Source organism: Streptomyces sp. TSRI0281, assembly GCF_001905125.1.
GTDB lineage: Bacteria > Actinomycetota > Actinomycetes > Streptomycetales > Streptomycetaceae > Streptomyces.
The window spans coordinates 1-14,954 of record NZ_LWLE01000009.1; the positions used below are offsets into that span (position 1 = coordinate 1).

A 14,954-nucleotide genomic window follows, 5' to 3' on the forward strand; every position below is an offset into this window, starting at 1 on the left:
CGCTGGAGGGGCCCGGGTGCCATGTGGCACCCGGGCCCCGAAGGAACTGCTACACCATCAGCCGGCCTTGATCGGCTACGCCGGCTCTGTGTTTCCGCATGCCCGCCGGGAAGAGGTCCGGGGGTTGCGGGGATCGCGGTTGCTTGACCGGAGACCACCTCACTATCGATGTCCTGCGGTACCCGGGCTCAAGACTTCCGCCCGGGCGATCCTGATGGCGCCTGGCTCCTCCGTTCTTCCCTCTGGGATCAATCACTTACCAACTGCTGGTACTGCTCTGTTGCGTACTGCTGGTGATGCGAACTGCTCCGTGGCCTGTGACAGCGCCACTCTTCGGCAGCCAGCCCCGTCGCCCGTCCTGCATCCGCTCTGGCCTGGAACCCCACTGCCGAACCTCCCGATGCGCACGCCCGCAGCCGACGCCTTCACCGAGGAACCACTCACTTCACTGCTGGATACCGCGACCCGCACGTGCGGGTACTGCACTGACTGAACTGCGGTACTGCTCACGGCGGCCCCTGACTACCGCGGGCCACCCGGTCCGGCCGTCAGCCCCGTCGCCATCCTGCAACTTCTCCGGCTCCGGAACTCCACCACCGCACCGCCCTGCACACTGCAACTACGGGTACTGCTGCCCGGCAGTTCATCTCTGCCGGGCCCTGCCGTCTCTCTGGGCTACGAGAGAAACCATAACCACACCACCGCCCGATGTCTACTCCGACCAACATAGATTTTCGCGATCCCGAAACGAAGACAACCTCCGCCTCACACTCCCCCGGCCGGCCTCCCCCGACCGGGAGGGGATGGTGCGGGTGCCGGGAGATGAAGCGTGGGAGACGGAGCTCGCCGCGTGGCGCAGCTTCCATCGGGCCCACGGGCACCTCGCACCGCGGCAGGACGCGGAGCGACGCGGAGCGGATGACGAGTTGGTGGCGATCCGACAGCTGGCGGCGAACCTGCGCTCACGAACGGCCTGGTCAAAGACCAGGAACGGGCCGAGAAACGCGCCGAGCAGCTGACCGCCATCGATGAGGGCTGGAACTGCCCGTGGCCGCTGGACTGGCAACGCCACCACCAGGCCCTCTCCGATCTCACCGACACCGAGGCCGGCGGATCCCTCCCCGACATCCAGGCCGGCGTGCTGTCCGACGGTGACGATCTGGGGAAGTGGCCGCCCGGCGGGTTCAGGGCGGGACCGAGTTTGCGGCCGAAGACCTCCCGGTACAGCTCGGCCGCCCGCCGCTCGGCTCCGGCCGGAACGCCCCGCCGCACCGTCACCGGTCCGGCCCCAGGGCCTGTCGGGTCCATTCCCATACCCTGCCCCCTTTTCCCCCTGAAGACTGAAACCGAGACCCATACCTATTAGACTCACGACGTTCGTTCCAGCAATGATAGTTTTGGTGCTTACTCAAACCCGAACAGAGGCAGCCATCCCATGTGTCCAAAGACCCAGCCCCGACGGCCCGGGCTCCGCATCGCCGTGTGGTCACTCGTCACGGTCCTGATCGTGGCCGCCGGCCTCGTCGGTGTGGTGCTGTGGCAGAACTCCTACGACATGGACGAGCGGCGGGTCTCGATCCGCCAAGGCGGCCACACCCTCAACGGCGTACTGGCCACCCCCAGGGACGGCCGCAAGCACCACGGCCTGGTCGTGTACGTCCACGGCGACGGCCCCGTCGACGCCACCCACGACGACGGCTACAAGCCCATGTGGGAGGCGAACGCCAAGGCCGGGTACGCCTCCCTGTCCTGGGACAAGCCCGGCGTCGCGGGCGCACCCGGCAACTGGCTGGACCAGTCCATGGACGACCGGGCCGATGAGGCAGCCGCCGCGATCGCCTGGGCCCGCGCCCGCCCGGACATCGACGGCGACCGGATCGGGCTCTGGGGCGCCAGCCAGGCGGGCTGGGTCCTGCCGAAGATCGCCGCCAAGACGCCCGTGAGCTTCGTCATCGCCGTCTCGCCCGCGATCAACTGGCTCCAGCAGGGCCGCTACAACCTCCTCGCCGAACTGCGCGCCGACGGCGCGTCAGCAGCCCGCACCAAGGCGGAGACCGCCAGGAGCGACACCACCCGCCGGCTGCTGGAACGCCACGCGACCTTCGAGGAGTACGTCAGGGCCATGCACGGCGACGCGGACGGCATGACCACCGACCGCTGGGGCTTCATCTCCAAGAACTACACCGCGGACGCCACGCAAGACCTCCGCGCCCTGCGCGGCGTACCGGTACTGCTGACCCTCGCAGGACATGACATCAACGTGGACACCGCCGACACGGAGCGCACCTACCACAAGGTGCTGGACGCAGGCGGCGCATTGACGGTCAAGCATTACCCGGACGCGACCCATTCACTGCTCAAGCAGTCCATCGAGCAGTCGGACCTCAAGATCACGCTCACCGCGCTCTTCTCCCCCCACTCACTCTTCGCGGACGGATTCCTTCACGGCCAACAACAATTCCTCAAGGAACTCAGCCCAGGCAGCAACGCCACTCCATGACACTCCCGCAAGCTCGGCCACGGCGCGTGGTGCACGTTCACGTGCACCACCCGGTGCACTTTGAAGCGAACGCCGACAGCCCTTCACACTCGCGCTGTTCAGGACTGCATAGGTCCGCTCCGCGCCACGCAGATTCGCCTTGGACAGATCCGCGAGGGACAGACCGGACCCTGCCCTCCTCACTCCCAACCCGAGTTCGCTCTGCGGGAGCCAGACGGAACGAAGGTCCAGCCAGAGGTCTCCGTCATACGCGCAGGGCGAGCAGGATGCGGCAACGGATCGGGGCGGCGAGCGCGCGGCCGAAGCGGGCCAGCACCTCGATGTCGGAGGCAACAGTCAAAAACCAGAGGCGTTCAACAACCCCGAACCACCGTTTTCTGACGTGATCCGGGGCCATGACCGCCCTCGAACCGGCCGAGCCGGGCCTCCTCGTCGCCGAACCACTCGTCCGCACCGAGATCAAGATCGGGTACGCGCGGGTATCGACCAGCGGTCAGAAGCTGGAGCGGCAGCTCGACGCGCTCACTGCCGCCGGTTGCCGGTTGCCGGTTGCCGGAAGATCTTCGCGGACAAGAAGTCCGGCAAGAACGCTATCCGCCCCGAACTGAAGTCGTGCCACGCCTTCCTCGACCCCGGCGACACCCTCGTCGTCCCCAGCCTGGACCGCTACGGCCGCAGCCTCCAGGACCTCATCGGCATGGTCGCCGAACTCCGTACTCGCGGGATCGGCTTCACCTCGCTCCACGAGAACCTCGACACCCCCACCCCCACCCCCGGCGGCCGGCTCGTCTTCCACGTCTTCGCCGCGCTTGCCGAGTTCATCCGCGAACTCATCGTCATCGGCACCAACGAGGGCCTGGCCGCCGCCCGCGAGCGCGGCCGCGTCGGCGGGCGCCCGAGCGTCGCCACCGACGCGGTCATCCGCGCCGCCCGCGATCTGCTGCCCGACCCCGGCCGCTCCATCACCTCGATCGCCAAGCTGCTGGGCGTCTCCCCGGGCACCCTCTACAACCACATCCCTGACCTTCGGGAACTACGCGCCGGCACCATCCCCCACCAGCTCGAAGCGCCCGCGAAGTAGGCGAACCCGACCTTGATCGTTCTCACCGGGGTTTCCTGTGCCTCAACTACTCACACCCGGGGCCCCACAGGATGGCGGAGCCGAGGCGCTGCGACGCGACCATGCGACCCGGCGGGGCGTCCGGGGCCAGGAGGTGGTCCTGCCCGACGACGTCTTCCAGTTGGGTGGGGCGCAGGCGGTCGGCGAGTGGCCGGGCGGGCTCCTCGTCGAAGAGCGGCAGGGTCGCTTCGGTCGGTTCCATCGGTCTCTCGGATCGCAGGCGGAGGTGTGCGGGCGTGGCGAGCCTTGCAATGGGGTACTGACAGGCGTGGGCTCAGCGGCTCGTGGGCGCGCTTGCGGTGTTCATCGGGTACGGGTACGGGGACGGTCGCGTTGAGGCAGTCGCTCGACGGCCAGGTCGTAGGAATCCTCGACCGCGTCGGTGACCAGCCGCTCGGTGATGCCGGGGCCCGGCCCCAGCGAGATCCAGTGCCGCTTGTCGAGATAGCGGCCCGGCGTGATCGAGACGTAGCCACGTACTTGCGCGCGGGCGTGTTCGGGCTCGCACTTGACCGTGATGATCTGTTCGTCCGGGTCGTCGGTGACGATCAGGAACACCTTGCCCGCGACCTTGTACACGTCCAGGTGCTTGGTGAACGGGTAACCGTGGTCCGTCCCGGGCAGCGTGAGAGCCGCCTGGCGGGCGGTGTCCTGGAGGTGGTCGCCTGCCGCGCTCACCGGGCCGCCCGCGTTCCGCTGCCGTAGGTGTGCGGGTCGACGGGCTGCTCGGCCTTGGGCAGGTGAGCGACGACGAGTCGGTAGGAGTCGGTGACGAGCTCTCTGACGAGTTCCTTGTCGACGCCCTCTCCGCTCTCCAGGGTGATCCAGTGCTTCTTGTTCATGTGGTAGCCGGGGGTGATGTGGCTGTACTGCTCCCGCAGGGCATGGGCCTCCCCGGGGTCCGCCTTGAGGATCACGATGGGACGCCCCGGGACCTCGGTCATCAGCATGAACACCTTGCCGCGCACCTTGAAGACCTCCCAGTCGTCGCCGAAGGGGTGCTCCAGCTGGGCGCCGGGAAGCTCCTCGGCGCAGTCGGCGGCGGTCTTGTGCAGGGTCGTTCCGTTCATGAGGCGTTGCCTTCCTCAGGTGGTGGTCGCGGCGGCACATCCCATCCTTCCCTCGAAGCCGACAAAAAGGGCAGTAGGCTGCGGACACGTGATGGTCGACACGCGACACCCCAGCCCGAGCGGACAGGCCAGGCCAGCCGCGGTCCCGTTGTACGGTTTCCAGCCCCCGGTCGGCACCCCGTACGGCCTTGAGGTGAGTACCGTCGAGGACTTCTTCGCCCAGCACGACGACTGGCCGTGGAACCCGCCGCGTCCGGGCCGTGCCACCTTCCACTACCTCATTGCCGTCACCGAGGGCGAGCTGCGGCACGGCGTCGACCACATCACCCGAATCGTCGCCCCTGGCCAGTGGCTGTGGGTGCGTCCCGGACACACGCAGTTGTGGCACCCGCCCGGCGCCGCCCGCGGCCCGTTCGTCCTGTTCGAACCGGACGTGCTGCGGCCCGACATCGCCCGCCTGCTGGCCCCGGTCACCGCGCACGAGGCTCCTGCCGTGCTGAGCCCGCACCCCGACGACGCCGCCTGGCTCCGGCAGACGGCACTCCAGCTTCTGGACGAACACCGCGCACTCGGGCGCCGCCCTCTCGATGTTCACCACGCTCTGCGGCGCAGCCTGCTCGAATCGCTGCTGCTGCGCCTCGCCAACGCCCTCGGGATCACCCCCGCCGACGGGAGTGCCGGCACGCGCAGTGGTGACACCTACGGAAGGTTCACGGACGCCCTGGAGCTGCACTTCCGCGAACTGCACCGGGCCGCGGATTACGCCGAGTTGCTCGGCTGCTCGGTCCGCACCCTCAGCCGCGCCGCCCGGGACGCCACCGGTAAGGGAGTGCGTGAGCTCATCGACGAGCGGCGCCTGCTCGAAGCCCGGCGCCTGCTGGGAAACGCCCCATGGGATGCCCGGTCCGTGGCCGCCCACCTCGGCTTCACCGACCCCGCGAACTTCGGCCGCTTCTTCCGCGACCGCACCGGTCTCACCCCGGCCGCCTTCGCGGCCCGCGACGCCACGACCGGCCCGTGAGAGCGGCCGGGCTCCGGATGTTCATGCGACGGGACCGGTGGTCGATTCGTTGGCCCGCTCGGGTGGGGGTCAGACCCAGTTGGGCGCATGCTCTTCGGCGTAGCGGGCGCCGAATCCACCGTTCGGGAGGATCTCGCGGATCGCGGCGAGATCACCCTCGGTGAGGACAACATCGGCGGCGCGGGCGTTCTCCTCCATACGGGCGGCGCTGCGGGTGCCCGGGATCGGGACGATCTGATCCCCCTGGGCGAGCAGCCAGGCCAGGGCGAGCTGGGAGACGGTGATGCCCTGGGCAGTGGCCAGCCGGCCCAGCCGGTCCACGGCTTCGACATTCTTCTCGAAGTTGCCGGGCTGCCAGCGCGGGTCGGTGTTGCGCATGTCGGTGGCGTCGTACTCTCCCGCGGGCTTCGCGGTACCGGTGATGAAGCCGCGGCCGAGGGGCGAATAGGGAACGAAGCCGATGCCGAGCTCCTGGAGGAGAGGGAAGAGCTGTTCGACGTCACGCTCGAACAGCGAGTACTCGGTCTGCAGGACCGAGACCGGCTGGACGGCGTGCGCCCTGCGGATGGTCTGCTGGCCGGCCTCGCTGAGGCCGAAGTACTTGACCTTTCCCGCGTCCATCAGTTCCTTGACGGTGCCGGCCACGTCCTCGATCGGCACGTCCGGGTCGACGCGGTGCTGATAGAGGACGTCGATCTGGTCGACGCCCAGGTAGCGCAGGCTGTTGTCGGTGACCGTGCGGATGTTGTCCGGGCGGCTGTTGAGGCCCAGGCCCTCCTCGGTCTGCGCAAAGCCGAACTTGGTGGCCAGCACGACCTCGTCGCGGAAGTCGCTCACCGCCTTGCCGAGCAGCACCTCGTTGTTGCCCGTGCCCCAGCCGTAGAGCTCGGCGGTGTCGAAGAAGGTGACGCCCAGGTCGTGGGCACGGCGGATGGCGGCGATGCCCGCCTCTTCGTCACCGGGGCCGTAGCCCATGGTCAGGCCCATCGAGCCGTAGCCGATCGCCGAGACGGTCAGGCCCTGGGTGCCGAGTGTCCTGTGCTGCACGTGAATCTCCTCAGATCAAACCAAACAGTTCGGTTTTAAGCGTACGCCGCCCTATCGCCCAGCGGCAAACCAAACGGTTTGGTCGGGTAGCGTGGAAGCATGAGCGCCTCAACCCCCGCAGACTCGGTCCGCGACCGCATCGTGAGTGCCGCCAAGGCCGAGTTCTCCCAGCACGGGATCGCCGGGGCGCGTATCGACCGCATCGCCAAGGCGGCCAGGACCAGCAAGGAACGCGTCTACGCCTACTTCTCCAGCAAGGTGGCCCTCTACCGTTTCGTCTCCGCGCAGGAGCTGGCGGCCGTGACCGAAGCGACCCGCATGGACCCCACCGACCTGCCCGGATACGCCGGCCGCCTCCACGACTACTTCACCGACCACCCCGAACGCTTCCGGCTCATCAGCTGGGGGCAACTCCAGCTCGATGCCGGCGACTCCCTCCCCCACGACACCTTCCGCGAATCGGTGGCCCGCAAGGTCGAGCAGGTCCGCGACACCCAGGAAGCCGGGCAGTTGGACGCCGACTGGGACCCGGTCGACATCCTCGTCTTCGTCCACCAGATCGCCACGGCCTGGGCTGCACAGCCTGATCTGCTGCCCCCGCACGGGGAGGACCGCGCCGCGTTCCTGACGGCACGCCGGGCCGCCATCGTCGCAGCCGTCGAGCGCCTGTTTCCCGCGACTGCGAACTGACAGGTGCCCTTGCGCTGTTCGCCCCCTGGGATGTGAAGGTGCAGCTGAGGCTCCAGGCACAGGTATCCAGACGATCAATCGGTATGGCCGACGACGTGCTTGCCCGGCGTGCTGCCGGACTCGACGGTGGCCTGGGCGTCACGGACCTGTTCCAGGCCGTGGTAGACCTTCGCGACCGGGGCCCTGAGGCGCCCTTCGCGATGGCCCGGAGCTGGCGCGCGAAGACGCCGGCCGGAAGGTCGGCGGCCTGACCGCCGTAGGAGGTCAGGCGCACACCGCCCGGGATCATGAACGGGGTGAAGTCGGGGATCGTCCACTGGCCTGCCAGAGCTCCGGTGAAGCAGACGGTGCCGTGGCGCCGGACGGTGCGCAGGGTGTCGGCAAGGACCGAGCAGCCCACCAGTTCCAGAGCGGCGTCGACACCGTCCGGCAGCAGCTCGCGCACCCGGCCGGCGAGCGTCCCGTCGTCGACGAGAGGATGGTCGACGCCCACGGCCGCGAGTTCCCCGGCCCTTTCCGGGCTGCGGGTGGTGGACAGCACGGTGGCGCCGAGGTCCTTCGCGATCGTGGCCGCACTCAGCCCGACCGTGGAGGTGCCGCCGCGGATCAGCAGCGTCTGTCCCGCCCGCAAGTCGAGGACCGGTGGTGAGGGAACCGTACGCGGTCTAAAACATCTCCGGCAGCGCACCGACGACATCCCACGGCAGGCCGGTCTCAAACGGGATGACCTGCCCTGCGGGGACGGTCACGTACTGGATGTACGCGCCATCGTACGAGCGGCCCATGCCGCCCATCATCGTGGCCACCTGCCGCCCCGGCCGCAGCCCGCTGTCCTGGTCGGCCTCAACGACCACGCCGACGCCCTCGATGCCGGGACCACGCGGGTAGGTGACCACCGCATCCGACTCGCCCTTGCGGGTGGTGACCTCGGACTCGTTGACACCGAACGCCTTCACCTTGATCCGCACCCAGCCGGGCTTGCGTACGGGTACGGGGATTTCCTCGACCTCCAGTGCGTCGAGGCCGCCGGGGCGGGTGACGACGACGGCTCGCATCGTCGCGGGTGTGGCTTCGCCGGCTGCGGTCGATTGGCTCATGCCGAGTTCCTTGTCTCGTTCGCCCCATCGGGGTGTGAAGGTGGAGCCAGGGCTCCGGGCGCAGGTCCCCGGGCGGTCAGCCGGTTGCGGGCCTGCGCCGTGCCGCGTCTCTGTGTCGCCCGACGGCTGTCAGGGGCGGTCGATGCCCTCCCACAGGTCGAGGGCCTCCTGGTAGTGGGCAGTGGCCTCGAAGGGAGGATTGCCGACGCTTTCTGCGGTGGGCCGGTCCCCGACGGCGGGCCACAGACGGGACTGCTCGCCGGTGGCGAAGTCGAGCACGATGTCGCGGATACGCGTGTCACGCTCGGCCTGCTCCGCGCTGCGGCCCGACTGCTCCTGGCCGACCAGGGCGTACATCTCGGTGCCGTGGTAGGCGGGAGCGCCCTCGGCGGGCCCGATCATCAGGAGATGGGCGTTGCCGCCCGCGGCGGCATGGGCCAGGGCACCGCGGGCCGCGGGGAGCGCAAAGAGGTAGTCCGCCATGAGCGCGGCACGGACCTCGACCGGGGTACGGCTGTCCTGGTCGTAGGCAGCGACGAGCCTCTTCGCGCGGGAGCGGGAAATGCGCCACTCCGCGACCTCGTCGACGATGCGGTCGAGGGTGTGCGGGTCGAACCGGTCGAGGCCGTTGGCCACCCACCAGCCCATATCGTCACTGGCCATGCTCAGTAAGCCTCAGCCAGAGCGCCGCCGTACTGCGACAGCGAGAGCGCACCCAGCGCACCGAGCCGGTAGTTGATCGACACACCCGCCACACGCCCCGACGCGGCGAGACCGGCGGCGTTCGAGGTGATCTCCGTGTTCGCGCCCTACTCGAATCCGCCACCGTGGATGTACCCGGTCACCGGGATCGCCTTGTCGGCCGGCTGCTCGGGAGCCCACACGTTCAGGTTCAGGCAGTCCTCGCCCATCCCGCTGTCCGCTTCGAGCCAGTCACCGCTGTCGGGCTGGACGGAGACGACACCCTAGCGGTCGTGGGAGAGACCCGGATCGAAGTCCGCGACCACCGGGCGACGGTACCGCTCAGCGGTGGCGAGCGGGATTCCCCACCAGGACCGCACCCCTGGTGCAGTCGGGGCCTTGGGACGGGTGGCGGTCATGACATGCCCTTCCTGCGGCTCGGGTGATTCGCGCGCTGTCTCGGCGGCTGGTTCTCGCAGTGACGCTTTCCCATCGTTCCCCGGGATCCGGCAAACCGCCCTGCGGGCAGCGGTCACCTCATGGTCACCTGGTGACACTTCGCTGCTCCTCATTCTTCTCGTTTTTCTCGTTCTTCTCGTAGCCCAGGCTGCCGCGGGCAGGTTGGGGCGGGGCCTGAGGTCCTGCCGTCAGCGCCCGGTGGACCTTGGCCAGGGAAGCCCGCCGAGCAGGCACAGCACGGCGCCACCGGTGAAGGCGGGTCGTGTGGCTGTTGCCGCCGAGGTTGATCAGCAGCGGAGGCGCGAACGGTATGGAGGCCGGCTCAGGCGGCTTGGCCGAAGCCGACGGCAGTCAGGTCCTGCTCCCGGAGCTGGGTGAAGTCGACGTCCAGCTCCGGGTCGTACGCGCCTCGGGCTGGATGCCCAGCTCGTGGGTGGAGTACTCGCCGAACCGGTTGCTGTGCTCGGTCAGGTACGGCGAGATGTGAGCCAGGTCCTCCGGCTCGATCGTCCAGCCCTCTTCCAGCAGCTGCCTGACGATCTCGGCGATGTCCAGAGCGTTATGGAAGATCACCGCGTTCGCGAGCAGGGCGTTGAATTTCATCGCCTTCTCCTGCTCGTCTGGGTCGTTGTCCGCGATGACCCCTCGGTTGCCGAAGCCGGTCCACTGGGAGAAGCTGTTGAATGCTTCGGTCTTGTTCGTCGCTGCGGTCACCCGCCGGCGAAGCGCCGGATCACAGAGGTAGAGCAGCAGCTGGACGGTGCGGATCGCGCGCGGCCGACCTCGCGGAAAGCGGCGTAGGTGGCGTTCTTCTTGGAGCCCGGGCGCAGCCGCTTGAGCAGCGTGGACGAGGAGATCGCCCCCTCCCGTACGGAGACAGCCACCTTCATCAGGTGCCGGAACTGGGACTCGATCAGATCGAAGTCGATGACGTTCTTACCCGGCTCGCCGAACAGCGCGTCGATGTGCACGTGGTCGGTGGTCTTGCTGGGTCGGTAGAAGGTCAGTTCCTTCCAGTTCCTGATCCTGGGCATGAGGTTGAAGCAGAGCAGGTGCGCGAGCGCGAACAGGAACTTTATGTGGACAGTTCAAGTTGATCTTCCTCCGAGGTGTTGTCAGGCCGGGCCGACATAGAGTGAGGCTTGCGATGAGGTGGCAGGGGGAAGCGTCATGGAGGTCACCGTTCAGTGGATACGGACGTCCTGGACGAAGCAGTCTCGGGGAGGGGAGGCCGCGGCTCGCAGGAACGCCGTCCCGGTCGGCTTTCGTGTCCCGCCTATGTCGCCCGCGGTCGCGCACGTGATCCGTATGCATGAGTGCGACGGCTTCGACCCTTTTGACGGCCAGGAAGACCTGCGCAAGGTCGATGTCCAGCTCCGAGAGAACGACGGTCGGTTGCGAGTCCTTCCCCGGGTCCAGCCCCTCTTTGCCATACCTCCCCGGCCACGACGGCCCCCGGCCGTACGGCTTGTTCCCGGGCAGTGGGTCCGCTGGCAGCTCAACTACCGTTTCAGCAGCGCGGCGGGAGTGCGGGGCTGGTCGTACTGGCTGGACACCTTCAACGTCGCTTACGGCCCGGCGGCAGCTGACATGTTCTTGTCTCCGCCCACGGTGCTCGTCGATGAGCAAGGACCGGTCCGGTAACCCCCAGGTAGCGGTCAGGGACTGATGTTTTCGGCTTTGCCTTCGGGATGGGCGGGTAGCCCGAGGTCCGCGAGAAGTTTGTCGATGCGGTCGCTGGTGCAGCGGTGTCGTTCGACTTCGCGGTCCCAGCCGCGTTGGGCGGCGTCGAGAGCGAGGGTCTGCTCGACTTCACGTCGGGCCCGCAGGCGCGGTGCGTACTCGGGTGTGGAGACGAACTTCGCGCAGTCAGGTAGAGGTTGCACTCGCAGGGGCCTTCGGCGGGGAGACGCAGGCAGCATCAGCAGCACGATCGCCCGGTCCCGCAGCCCGCGTAGCTGACCGAGCAGCAACTCGACCTGGCCGTCATCCAGCGGACGTGGCACCCGTTGGGCGGTCTTGACGCGCACGGCCCGGCGGACCGGCCGCTTCACGGCTGGCCCGTCCCATGAACGGGCGATGCCGCTCGGAGACGTACAGAAGCGCAGGGTCCGGACGCTTCTCGATGAGGTTGGCCCGCTCCAGCAGCCCAGACAAGATCGCGTACTCGTAGAACGAGGACACCGCGGCCAGAATCCGGTTCGCCGTGCTGCCCGCGAGCTTGGTCGCCGGCCCGTCAGCGGCCATCGTCACCACCGGCAGCGTCATCCGCCGACGTCGTCGCAGGGCTTTTGTACGCCGACCACTATGGCGAGATGCTCACCCGGCTGCGCGCCGATCACCGCGGCCCGACCCACGGGTACCGGGTGGTTTCACCCGGTCCGGTCGCCGGGTGCGTCCTGGAGGCGGTCGAGGCGGTTCGTAAAGCGCACGGACCAGACGGGCCCGGTTCTGGACACAGAGCAGGGTGCCCTTGTGCGGTGTGTTCAGGCGTCGTTGGGATTCGGCGAGGATGATCTCGGCGAGGGCTCGGGGGCCGGTGTCGTCGTCCAGGAGGCTGGTGTGACGCCGTACGTCGGTGGCGACGGCGCGGGCGTGGCCGGTGAGCTGCAGGGCGATCTGTTCGTAGTCGTGCGGGCTGAGGGTGGCGGGGTCGGTCCAGGACAGGACGGCGGTGACGAGGCGTTCGTAGGGGGCACGGTCCAGGGGCAGGTCCGCTCCGAAGAAGCCGTACGGGTCGTGGAGAACGGTGTGGGTGTTCGGTTTCATCAGCCCTCGCCGTGGGGGTCGCGCGGTCGTCACCCCCGGGGACCGGGAGGTGACCTCTTGATCATTCGCTGCCACCACCCCCGCCGGATGGGTCCTCAACTCATTGCAACCTTTTCCCCCCCAGGCAACCACCCCGACGGCACCGGCCCGTACCAATCCACCGCAGCAGCCGTATGCAACGCCGGGGTGCCCGTGGGTTCTTCGGGGTTCACGCGCTCGGGCGTACGCTCCTTTCCGCGATGCGGATCAGGGGGCGTTCCGGTGCCAGGCGGCTGACGACGCGGGACACCAGGGCGTTGCCGGTGCCGTCGACGACGGTCGCTTTGCGGCCGCCAAGTGCGGCGAGTGCGGTGTTGACGACCTGCTGCGGTGTGCGCCGGGAGCCGACCGATGCGTTGTCGCCGGCCACGTCGAAGAACGGGGTGTCGGTGGCACCCGGGCACACTCCGAGGACGGTTACACCGGTGCCGCGGGTCTCGCCCCAGAGGGAGCGTGTGAAGGACAGGACGAATGCCTTCGTCGCGGAGTACACCGCCATGTGCGGCACCGCCTGGAATCCGGCCGTGCTGGCGACGTTGATGACGGTGCCGCGCCCGCGTTCGACCATGCCGGGCAGGAGGCGGGTGGTGTTGCCGACGAGCGTGCCGATGTTGAGCTGCACCTGGGATGCCATGTGGCCGGGGTCGGCCTCGGCGAGGTCGCCGTGCGAAGCGAAGCCGGCGTTGTTGATGAGGATGTCCACGACGGCGCCCTGTTCGTCGAGCGTGCGCGCGAGGGTCTCGGAGGAGTCGGGCAGGGAGAGGTCGAGGGCGATGGGTCTGACGGTCACGCCGTGCCTCGTCCGCAGGGTCGAGGCGAGCTCCTCCAGCTTGTCTTTCGAGCGGGCGACGATAACCAGGTCCACGCCGAGGGCTGCCAGTTGCCGGGCGAACTCGGCGCCTATCCCTGACGACGCGCCGGTGACGACGGCGAGCTGGGAGGTGAGAGTGTCCGAATAGTTCATTTTCTGTCTCCATACCGACTTGAAGGTTTTTTTCTTGGCGATGAAAAGGCCGAGGTGGTCGACGTGCGTTGAATCCGGCCCGCCTGGCGCTCAGTGCGCCCCGATGGCGGCCTCGACGACTTCGGCAAGAACGCCCGCCGAGCGACGCAGCTCTTCCGGAGTAGCGCGCCCCGTAGCCTCCAGGACGCCCTTCAGCCCGTCGAACGCGCCCACGAACACGGTCGCCAGCGCGTGGGCGTCGGCCGAAAGACGCAGGTCGCCCTCACGGGCGCCGGCGAGGAGGAGTTCTTCGACCAGGCCGACCCACTCCGCGAGAACGGACGCCTGAGCGTGTTCCCGCGGCGACTCGGTACTGAGCTCACGGTCGAGCCGTACGACGGACCAGCCTGCGGGTTCGGCGATGACGAGATCCACGAGGACGGGGACGAGTCCGCGCATCTGCGCGGCCGGCCCCCCGAGCCCTTCGAGCCGCCTGCGCACATGCGCAAGCATCCCCTGCTTCTGATCGTCGACGACCGCACGGGCCAGGGCGGCCTTGCTCTTGAAGTGGAAGTACACGGCCCCCTTGGTGAGGCCGGTCTCCAGCACCACATCGTCCATCCGGGCCAGCGAGTACCCCTTGGCATCGAAGACACGGGCGGCGGCACGCAGAATGTCCCGGCGCGTCGCCGCGCCCTTCGGTGTCAGTTGATCCACTGGCCTACCCATGCCCCGATACTAAATACCTTCGAGTCGGTTTTTCAAGTTGACCGGGAACCGAACCTCCCGTAGGGCCGTAGACCGCCTCAGGCAACGGCCGAATCCCGCGGCGACACGGCATGGACGCCACATCCGGCTCCCTCGTCTGTCGAGGGCGCCCCCGAGCGATGTCAGCAGGGCACGCTCGCACGATCCGGCCCTGCCGATCAGGTCCACCAAGTCGCAGTGAGCCCGAGGGCGCATGTCATGGCGCGCCGCTCACTGTCGGGTGCCGGTCCTGGCCTCGTCCCGCCAGGCCACCGGGTCGCGCCCGTCGACCTGATACTCAAGACCGACAGCCGAGCCGGCGCCCCACGTTTCGGAGCTGCCGATGAACTCGTCGCCGTGCTTGGGCGGGCGCCCGCCCTTGGGGTCGTAGACGCGGGGCGGGGTCGGCCGGCGCATCACACGGTCCGAGCGGGTTCGGCCGAGAATCTCGACGGGTAGGTCAGTCACGCCCGCACCACGGCCGGCCGCCCCGGCCCGGAAGGCCCGACCGCGGCAGGGAGCGGCCATGGATGGGGCGTTCGGGCTGAACGTCGCCGCGCTCACCCAGTACAAGCAGCGGGAGGGGAGGGCGGTCGCGCCCCGGTCGTGGAGCGAGGAGTTGCCGGACGGGACAGCGGTCCGGCACGGAACGTGGCTCCCCACCACCCGCGCCCGGCGGGACAAGCTCCCCCAGGAGCAGCGCGAGGTCCTCGCTGGGCTCGGAGTCGACTGGGCGACAGCAACGTGAACCAGCGCCCGGAGCCGGTCGAG

20 protein-coding genes and 3 pseudogenes are annotated in these 14,954 nt (G+C 68.6%); 8 read left to right on the plus strand and 15 right to left on the minus strand.

What is annotated here, in order from left to right; genetic code table 11:
* Positions 1-1,435 precede the first annotated feature (1,435 nt).
* From A6A29_RS15630 to A6A29_RS15635, 3 genes are all read left to right on the plus strand, one after another.
* On the plus strand, positions 1,436-2,500 hold the full coding sequence (locus tag A6A29_RS15630) for an alpha/beta hydrolase family protein (protein WP_073720705.1): 1,065 nt from the start codon (positions 1,436-1,438) through the stop codon (positions 2,498-2,500).
* Positions 2,501-2,895: 395 nt separating this feature from the next.
* The gene (locus tag A6A29_RS48035; RefSeq protein ID WP_443333353.1) at positions 2,896-3,108 is read left to right on the plus strand and encodes a recombinase family protein; all 213 of its coding nucleotides are present in this window, start codon (positions 2,896-2,898) and stop codon (positions 3,106-3,108) included.
* A complete protein-coding gene (locus A6A29_RS15635; protein WP_443333354.1) occupies positions 3,036-3,581 on the plus strand; it encodes a recombinase family protein in 546 nt (181 codons plus the stop codon). The genes A6A29_RS48035 and A6A29_RS15635 overlap by 73 nt, the downstream gene beginning before the upstream one ends.
* A gap of 46 nt (positions 3,582-3,627) precedes the next feature.
* Here the strand turns inward: A6A29_RS15635 and A6A29_RS15640 are convergent, their stop codons facing one another.
* The 3 genes from A6A29_RS15640 to A6A29_RS15650 form a co-directional block, all read right to left on the minus strand.
* Positions 3,628-3,822 (minus strand): hypothetical protein, encoded by a 195-nt coding sequence (locus A6A29_RS15640; RefSeq protein ID WP_241838488.1) that lies wholly within the window; start codon positions 3,820-3,822, stop codon positions 3,628-3,630.
* A gap of 101 nt (positions 3,823-3,923) precedes the next feature.
* Entirely contained in the window at positions 3,924-4,298 is a 375-nt protein-coding gene (locus A6A29_RS15645; RefSeq protein WP_073720706.1) for an MmcQ/YjbR family DNA-binding protein, read from the minus strand.
* Positions 4,295-4,690: an MmcQ/YjbR family DNA-binding protein gene (locus A6A29_RS15650; RefSeq protein ID WP_073720707.1), complete on the minus strand. Its 396-nt coding sequence runs from the start codon at positions 4,688-4,690 to the stop codon at positions 4,295-4,297. Before A6A29_RS15650 ends, A6A29_RS15645 begins: the two co-directional genes overlap by 4 nt.
* A gap of 193 nt (positions 4,691-4,883) precedes the next feature.
* Here A6A29_RS15650 and A6A29_RS15655 point away from each other — a divergent pair, with 193 nt between their 5' ends.
* Positions 4,884-5,711: a helix-turn-helix domain-containing protein gene (locus tag A6A29_RS15655; RefSeq protein ID WP_241838489.1), complete on the plus strand. Its 828-nt coding sequence runs from the start codon at positions 4,884-4,886 to the stop codon at positions 5,709-5,711.
* Between the two features lie 69 nt (positions 5,712-5,780).
* Here A6A29_RS15655 and A6A29_RS15660 read toward each other — a convergent pair whose 3' ends face one another.
* On the minus strand, positions 5,781-6,758 hold the full coding sequence (locus A6A29_RS15660; protein WP_073720709.1) for an aldo/keto reductase: 978 nt from the start codon (positions 6,756-6,758) through the stop codon (positions 5,781-5,783).
* 99 nt (positions 6,759-6,857) lie between these two features.
* On the opposite strand from A6A29_RS15660, the gene A6A29_RS15665 reads away from it, so the two are divergent.
* Complete coding sequence (locus A6A29_RS15665) at positions 6,858-7,448, plus strand: TetR family transcriptional regulator (RefSeq protein ID WP_073720710.1); 591 nt, start codon at positions 6,858-6,860, stop codon at positions 7,446-7,448.
* Positions 7,449-7,522: 74 nt separating this feature from the next.
* Here the strand turns inward: A6A29_RS15665 and A6A29_RS47815 are convergent.
* The 6 genes and pseudogenes from A6A29_RS47815 to A6A29_RS15685 form a co-directional block, all read right to left on the minus strand.
* Positions 7,523-8,545: pseudogene (locus A6A29_RS47815) on the minus strand (alcohol dehydrogenase catalytic domain-containing protein).
* A 129-nt stretch (positions 8,546-8,674) separates the two neighbouring features.
* A complete protein-coding gene (locus A6A29_RS46535) occupies positions 8,675-9,208 on the minus strand; it encodes a hypothetical protein (RefSeq protein WP_241838492.1) in 534 nt (177 codons plus the stop codon).
* A gap of 146 nt (positions 9,209-9,354) precedes the next feature.
* Positions 9,355-9,456: a carboxylesterase family protein gene (locus tag A6A29_RS46540; RefSeq protein WP_241838493.1), complete on the minus strand. Its 102-nt coding sequence runs from the start codon at positions 9,454-9,456 to the stop codon at positions 9,355-9,357.
* A gap of 54 nt (positions 9,457-9,510) precedes the next feature.
* On the minus strand, positions 9,511-9,645 hold the full coding sequence (locus A6A29_RS47520; protein ID WP_274535806.1) for a hypothetical protein: 135 nt from the start codon (positions 9,643-9,645) through the stop codon (positions 9,511-9,513).
* Positions 9,646-10,036: 391 nt separating this feature from the next.
* Complete coding sequence (locus tag A6A29_RS15680; protein ID WP_241838494.1) at positions 10,037-10,399, minus strand: transposase; 363 nt, start codon at positions 10,397-10,399, stop codon at positions 10,037-10,039.
* Entirely contained in the window at positions 10,396-10,764 is a 369-nt protein-coding gene (locus A6A29_RS15685; RefSeq protein WP_338012875.1) for a Tn3 family transposase, read from the minus strand. Before A6A29_RS15685 ends, A6A29_RS15680 begins: the two co-directional genes overlap by 4 nt.
* 91 nt (positions 10,765-10,855) lie before the next feature.
* Here A6A29_RS15685 and A6A29_RS46545 point away from each other — a divergent pair, with 91 nt between their 5' ends.
* A complete protein-coding gene (locus tag A6A29_RS46545) occupies positions 10,856-11,329 on the plus strand; it encodes a hypothetical protein (protein ID WP_073720712.1) in 474 nt (157 codons plus the stop codon).
* A 14-nt stretch (positions 11,330-11,343) separates the two neighbouring features.
* On the opposite strand, the gene A6A29_RS15695 is transcribed toward A6A29_RS46545, so the two are convergent.
* The gene (locus tag A6A29_RS15695; RefSeq protein ID WP_198953083.1) at positions 11,344-11,715 is read right to left on the minus strand and encodes a hypothetical protein; all 372 of its coding nucleotides are present in this window, start codon (positions 11,713-11,715) and stop codon (positions 11,344-11,346) included.
* Positions 11,672-11,953, minus strand: coding sequence for a hypothetical protein (locus A6A29_RS15700; protein WP_073720713.1), 282 nt, complete (start codon positions 11,951-11,953; stop codon positions 11,672-11,674). The genes A6A29_RS15695 and A6A29_RS15700 overlap by 44 nt, the downstream gene beginning before the upstream one ends.
* Before the next feature lie 8 nt (positions 11,954-11,961).
* Here A6A29_RS15700 and A6A29_RS47820 point away from each other — a divergent pair.
* A pseudogene (locus A6A29_RS47820) lies at positions 11,962-12,063 on the plus strand (kinase); the annotation flags it as partial.
* A 599-nt stretch (positions 12,064-12,662) separates the two neighbouring features.
* On the opposite strand, the gene A6A29_RS15710 reads toward A6A29_RS47820, so the two are convergent.
* From A6A29_RS15710 to A6A29_RS48040, 3 genes and pseudogenes are all read right to left on the minus strand, one after another.
* Positions 12,663-13,457 (minus strand): SDR family NAD(P)-dependent oxidoreductase, encoded by a 795-nt coding sequence (locus tag A6A29_RS15710; RefSeq protein ID WP_073720714.1) that lies wholly within the window; start codon positions 13,455-13,457, stop codon positions 12,663-12,665.
* A 90-nt stretch (positions 13,458-13,547) separates the two neighbouring features.
* The gene (locus tag A6A29_RS15715) at positions 13,548-14,165 is read right to left on the minus strand and encodes a TetR/AcrR family transcriptional regulator (protein WP_073720715.1); all 618 of its coding nucleotides are present in this window, start codon (positions 14,163-14,165) and stop codon (positions 13,548-13,550) included.
* Between the two features lie 327 nt (positions 14,166-14,492).
* A pseudogene (locus A6A29_RS48040) lies at positions 14,493-14,642 on the minus strand (NF041680 family putative transposase); the annotation flags it as partial.
* Positions 14,643-14,709: 67 nt separating this feature from the next.
* Between A6A29_RS48040 and A6A29_RS15725 the strand changes: the two are divergent.
* Positions 14,710-14,931: a hypothetical protein gene (locus tag A6A29_RS15725; protein ID WP_073720717.1), complete on the plus strand. Its 222-nt coding sequence runs from the start codon at positions 14,710-14,712 to the stop codon at positions 14,929-14,931.
* Positions 14,932-14,954: the final 23 nt, after the last annotated feature.

Coding starts and splice junctions, on each gene's coding strand:
- A6A29_RS15630 (WP_073720705.1), top strand. CDS start 1,436: ATGTGTCCAAAGACCCAGCCCCGACGGCCCGGGCTCCGCATCGCCGTG.
- A6A29_RS48035 (WP_443333353.1), top strand. CDS start 2,896: ATGACCGCCCTCGAACCGGCCGAGCCGGGCCTCCTCGTCGCCGAACCA.
- A6A29_RS15640 (WP_241838488.1), bottom strand. CDS start 3,822: ATGGAACCGACCGAAGCGACCCTGCCGCTCTTCGACGAGGAGCCCGCC.
- A6A29_RS15650 (WP_073720707.1), bottom strand. CDS start 4,690: ATGAACGGAACGACCCTGCACAAGACCGCCGCCGACTGCGCCGAGGAG.
- A6A29_RS15665 (WP_073720710.1), top strand. CDS start 6,858: ATGAGCGCCTCAACCCCCGCAGACTCGGTCCGCGACCGCATCGTGAGT.
- A6A29_RS46535 (WP_241838492.1), bottom strand. CDS start 9,208: ATGGCCAGTGACGATATGGGCTGGTGGGTGGCCAACGGCCTCGACCGG.
- A6A29_RS46540 (WP_241838493.1), bottom strand. CDS start 9,456: ATGGGCGAGGACTGCCTGAACCTGAACGTGTGGGCTCCCGAGCAGCCG.
- A6A29_RS47520 (WP_274535806.1), bottom strand. CDS start 9,645: ATGACCGCCACCCGTCCCAAGGCCCCGACTGCACCAGGGGTGCGGTCC.
- A6A29_RS46545 (WP_073720712.1), top strand. CDS start 10,856: ATGGAGGTCACCGTTCAGTGGATACGGACGTCCTGGACGAAGCAGTCT.
- A6A29_RS15700 (WP_073720713.1), bottom strand. CDS start 11,953: ATGACGCTGCCGGTGGTGACGATGGCCGCTGACGGGCCGGCGACCAAG.
- A6A29_RS15710 (WP_073720714.1), bottom strand. CDS start 13,457: ATGAACTATTCGGACACTCTCACCTCCCAGCTCGCCGTCGTCACCGGC.
- A6A29_RS15715 (WP_073720715.1), bottom strand. CDS start 14,165: ATGGGTAGGCCAGTGGATCAACTGACACCGAAGGGCGCGGCGACGCGC.
- A6A29_RS15725 (WP_073720717.1), top strand. CDS start 14,710: ATGGATGGGGCGTTCGGGCTGAACGTCGCCGCGCTCACCCAGTACAAG.